At 68.6% G+C, this 3,668-nt stretch carries 2 protein-coding genes; both read left to right on the top strand.

What is annotated here, in order from left to right:
* Positions 1-195: 195 nt before the first annotated feature.
* Positions 196-2,577 (top strand): SDR family NAD(P)-dependent oxidoreductase, encoded by a 2,382-nt coding sequence (locus tag ABZ942_RS43780; protein ID WP_357392274.1) that lies wholly within the window; start codon positions 196-198, stop codon positions 2,575-2,577.
* Position 2,578: 1 nt separating this feature from the next.
* A partial coding sequence (locus ABZ942_RS43775; protein WP_357392272.1) for a polyketide synthase occupies positions 2,579-3,668 on the top strand: 1,090 nt, incomplete at its 3' end.

The following is a 3,668-nucleotide window of genomic DNA, read 5'->3' as shown; positions in this document are numbered from 1 at the left end:
CGGGTTGCGGTTGTCTCTGACAGCACCGGTGAGTTGCTGACGGCTGAACAGGCTACCTCGCCGGGGTATTGGGTCGAGCACATTATTCGCCCGGTCCGTTTCCACGACGCGACGGTTCATCTTCTCGCGCAGGGTGTTACAGCGTTTGTGGAGGTCGGTCCGAGTAGTGCGTTGGCTGCGGGGGTGCGTGCGAGTGTGGCCGAGTCAGGTGTGGACACGGTGGTGGTGCCGGCGTTGCGGGCCGATCGGGGCGAACCCGAGGCGTTGCTGAGCGCGGTGGCGGAGTTGTTTGTTTCCGGGCGTGAGATCGATTGGGTATCGGTGCTCGACACGATGGGTGTGCGGGGACGGCGAATAGCGTTGCCCACCTACGCATTCCAACGTGACCGCTACTGGCTGCAACCCGGTGATCGCACCGATCCGGCAGTCACCGCCGGGAGCTCGGACGCCGCGTTCTGGCAGGTCGTCGAGCAGGGCGATGTGCAGGAACTGATGGCAACCCTGGATCCGACAGCCGGGACGTTGTCCACGCAGGACGGCGCATCGATGCTGTCGGTGCTCGCCGCCTGGCGCCGGGACCAGCGCGCCAGGTCCGCGGTGGACGGCTGGCGGTATCGCGTCGTCTGGAAGCCACGCACCCACACACCCCAGCCGACGCTGTCGGGCAGATGGCTCGTCGCCGCCGCAGCGGACGCCGGCGGGGTCGAGGACTGTGCGACAACCCTGCGCAGGCACGGCGCCGACGTGGTCGTCGTGCGAACGCCATCCGACAGCAAGGCCGCGGACCGGATCTGGTGGCACACCGTGCTCGCCGACCTCGGCGAGCTCGCCGGGGTGGTCTCGCTGCTCGGCCTGGACGACCGGCCGCATCCGGAGCACCCGGCACTGACGGTTGGTCTGTCGGAGACACTCGCGCTGGTGCACGGCCTCGGCGATACGAACGTGGACGCGTCGTTGTGGTGCTTGACCCGGGGCGCGGTCTCCGTCGGCGAAACCGACGCCCTGGCAGCACCGGCGCAGGCGCTCGTCTGGGGCCTGGGCCGCGTGGTGGCGCTGGAACAACCACAGCGCTGGGGTGGACTGGTCGACCTGCCCGTGCAGCCCGGCCCGCACGACTGGGACCTGTTGTGCGGCATCCTTTCTGGCGCCGACACCGAGGATCAGCTGGCAGTGCGTTCCTCCGGCGTATTCCTGCGCCGACTCGTCCCCGCACCCGTCCCGCCCGGGCGGTACGACGCATGGACGCCCACTGGAACCGTACTGATCACCGGGGGCACCGGCGCTCTCGGTACCCATACCGCCCGGTGGATTGCCGGGTATGGCACCGCGCGGATCGTCCTGCTGAGTCGCGGTGGCCCCGGCGCACCGGGAGCGGCGGCTCTGGTCGAGGAACTGAGTGCCGCCGGCACACCCGCGGAGATCGTCGCGTGCGACGTCGCCGACCGCGATGCCCTGGTCCGGGTGCTCGACGCGATCCCCGAACAGGCCCCACTGACGGCGGTGTTCCACGCGGCCGGGGTGAGCGAGACCGCGCCCGTGGCCGATCTCGACGTCGCGTCGCTCGCCCGGGTCGTGTACGCGAAAGTGGGTGGTGCACAAGCACTCCACGAGGTCCTGGCCGACCGGGCCGACCTCGACCGGCTGGTGCTGTTCTCCTCCGGCGCCGGCGTATGGGGCGGCGGCGACCAGGGCGCTTACTCGGCCGGCAACGCGTTCCTCGATGCCCTGGCCGAGTATCGCCGCGGCGCCGGGATGCCGGCGACGTCGGTGGCCTGGGGGCCGTGGGCCGACGGCGGCATGGTCGATGGCGCGGCCGACCGGATGCTCGACCGCCGCGGACTGCGCACGATGGCGCCCGGGACCGCGATCGCCGCGCTGCGGACGGCCCTGGCCGTACCCGATTCGGCCGTGACGGTCGCCGACGTGGACTGGGCACGTTTCCACCTGCTCTTCGCGATGGCCCGTCCGCGCCCTTTGCTGCACGACCTCCCCGGAGTCGCCGGCCAGCTCGCCGAGGCGTCCGGCACAGGTGATTCGTCCCTGCTGGCACCGCAGCTGGCGGGGCTGGATCCGGCCCGGCAGCACGGCGTGGTCCTGGCACTTGTCAAGACCTGTGCCGCAGCGGTTCTCGGCTATGCCGAGCCCACCGCCATCAGCTCCGAACGGTCTTTCCGTGATCTCGGATTCGACTCACTCACCGCGCTCGAGCTGCGGGACCGGCTTCGTGCCGCGACCGGTCTCCAGCTACCGGCCACGCTCGTTTTCGACTGTCCGACCCCGGAAGCGATGACGGCGGAAATCCGCGAAATGGTAGTCGGCGGAAATCCGGCGGACGGCGCCGCCTCGGCCGATCAGCAGCGATTCTGGGCGGCGCTGGAAAACGTTCAGTACGACAAGCTGCTCGATTCCGGTGTTGTCGCGACCGTGCTCGAACTGCTGCGCGACGAACCGAACGGTGACACCGGAGCGGACACCATCGAAGCCGAGATCGACGACATGGACGTCGGTGAACTGCTGAATATCGCGGCCAGAAATCGGGCCGCACGCAATCTCACGGCCGGCGAAGGGGGCAATTGAAATGCAGTCCGACGAGCTCGTCGAGGCACTCCGGGACTCCCTCAAAGAGGTTCGGTCGCTCCGGCACGAGAAGGCCACCATCCTCGAAAAGCAGAAAGAGCCGCTGGCCGTGATCGGCATGGCCTGCCGGTATCCGGGCGGCGTGACCACGCCCGAGGAGCTGTGGCGACTTGTCTTCGACGGTCGGGACGCCATCTCGCCATTCCCGGACAACCGAGGCTGGGATCTGGGGAACCTCTACAATCCCGAGCCGGGACACCGGGGGACGTCCTACACCCGCGAGGGCGGATTCCTGCCCGGCATCGCGGATTTCGACCCGGCCTTCTTCGGTATCTCGCCACGCGAGGCGCTGGCCATGGATCCGCAGCAGCGGCTGCTGCTGGAGACGAGCTGGGAGGCGATCGAACGGGCCGGAATCGACCCACGGTCATTGAAGGGCAGCGCCACCGGTGTATTCACCGGAATGAGTTTCCAGGACTACGGATCGGACATCGCCGAGCTACCCGCAGAGGTCGAGAGCTTCTACGGCACCGGCAATGCGAGCAGCATCGCGTCCGGTCGGGTGGCGTATGTGCTCGGTCTGGAGGGGCCGGCATTGACTGTGGAGACGGCTTGCTCGTCGTCGCTGGTGGCTTTGCATCTGGCGGGTCAGTCGCTGCGGCAGGGTGATTGCTCGATGGCGCTGGTCGGCGGCGTGGCGGTGATGACAACGCCGGGGCTGTTCATCGACTTCAGTAGGCAGGGCGGCTTGGCGCCGGACGGGCGGTGTAAGGCGTTTGCGGCAGCAGCGGACGGTACGAGCTGGGCCGAGGGCGTCGGTGTGCTCCTGGTCGAGCGATTGTCGGACGCTCAGCGGTTGGGACATGAGGTGTTGGCCGTAGTGCGGTCCACGGCGGTGAATCAGGACGGCGCCAGTAATGGGTTGGCCGCGCCGAACGGTCCGTCGCAGCGGCGGGTGATTCGTCAGGCGTTGGCGGCGGCGGGTTTGTCTGCTGTGGATGTGGATGTGGTGGAGGCGCACGGTACGGGTACGAGTTTGGGTGATCCGATTGAGGCGCAGGCGTTGTTGGCGACCTATGGGCAGGGTCGGC

Source organism: Nocardia sp. NPDC046473, from assembly GCF_040645995.1.
GTDB lineage: Bacteria > Actinomycetota > Actinomycetes > Mycobacteriales > Mycobacteriaceae > Nocardia.
Note: the sequence above shows the minus strand (reverse complement) of the source record. Positions and strands in the feature narration are given on the sequence as shown.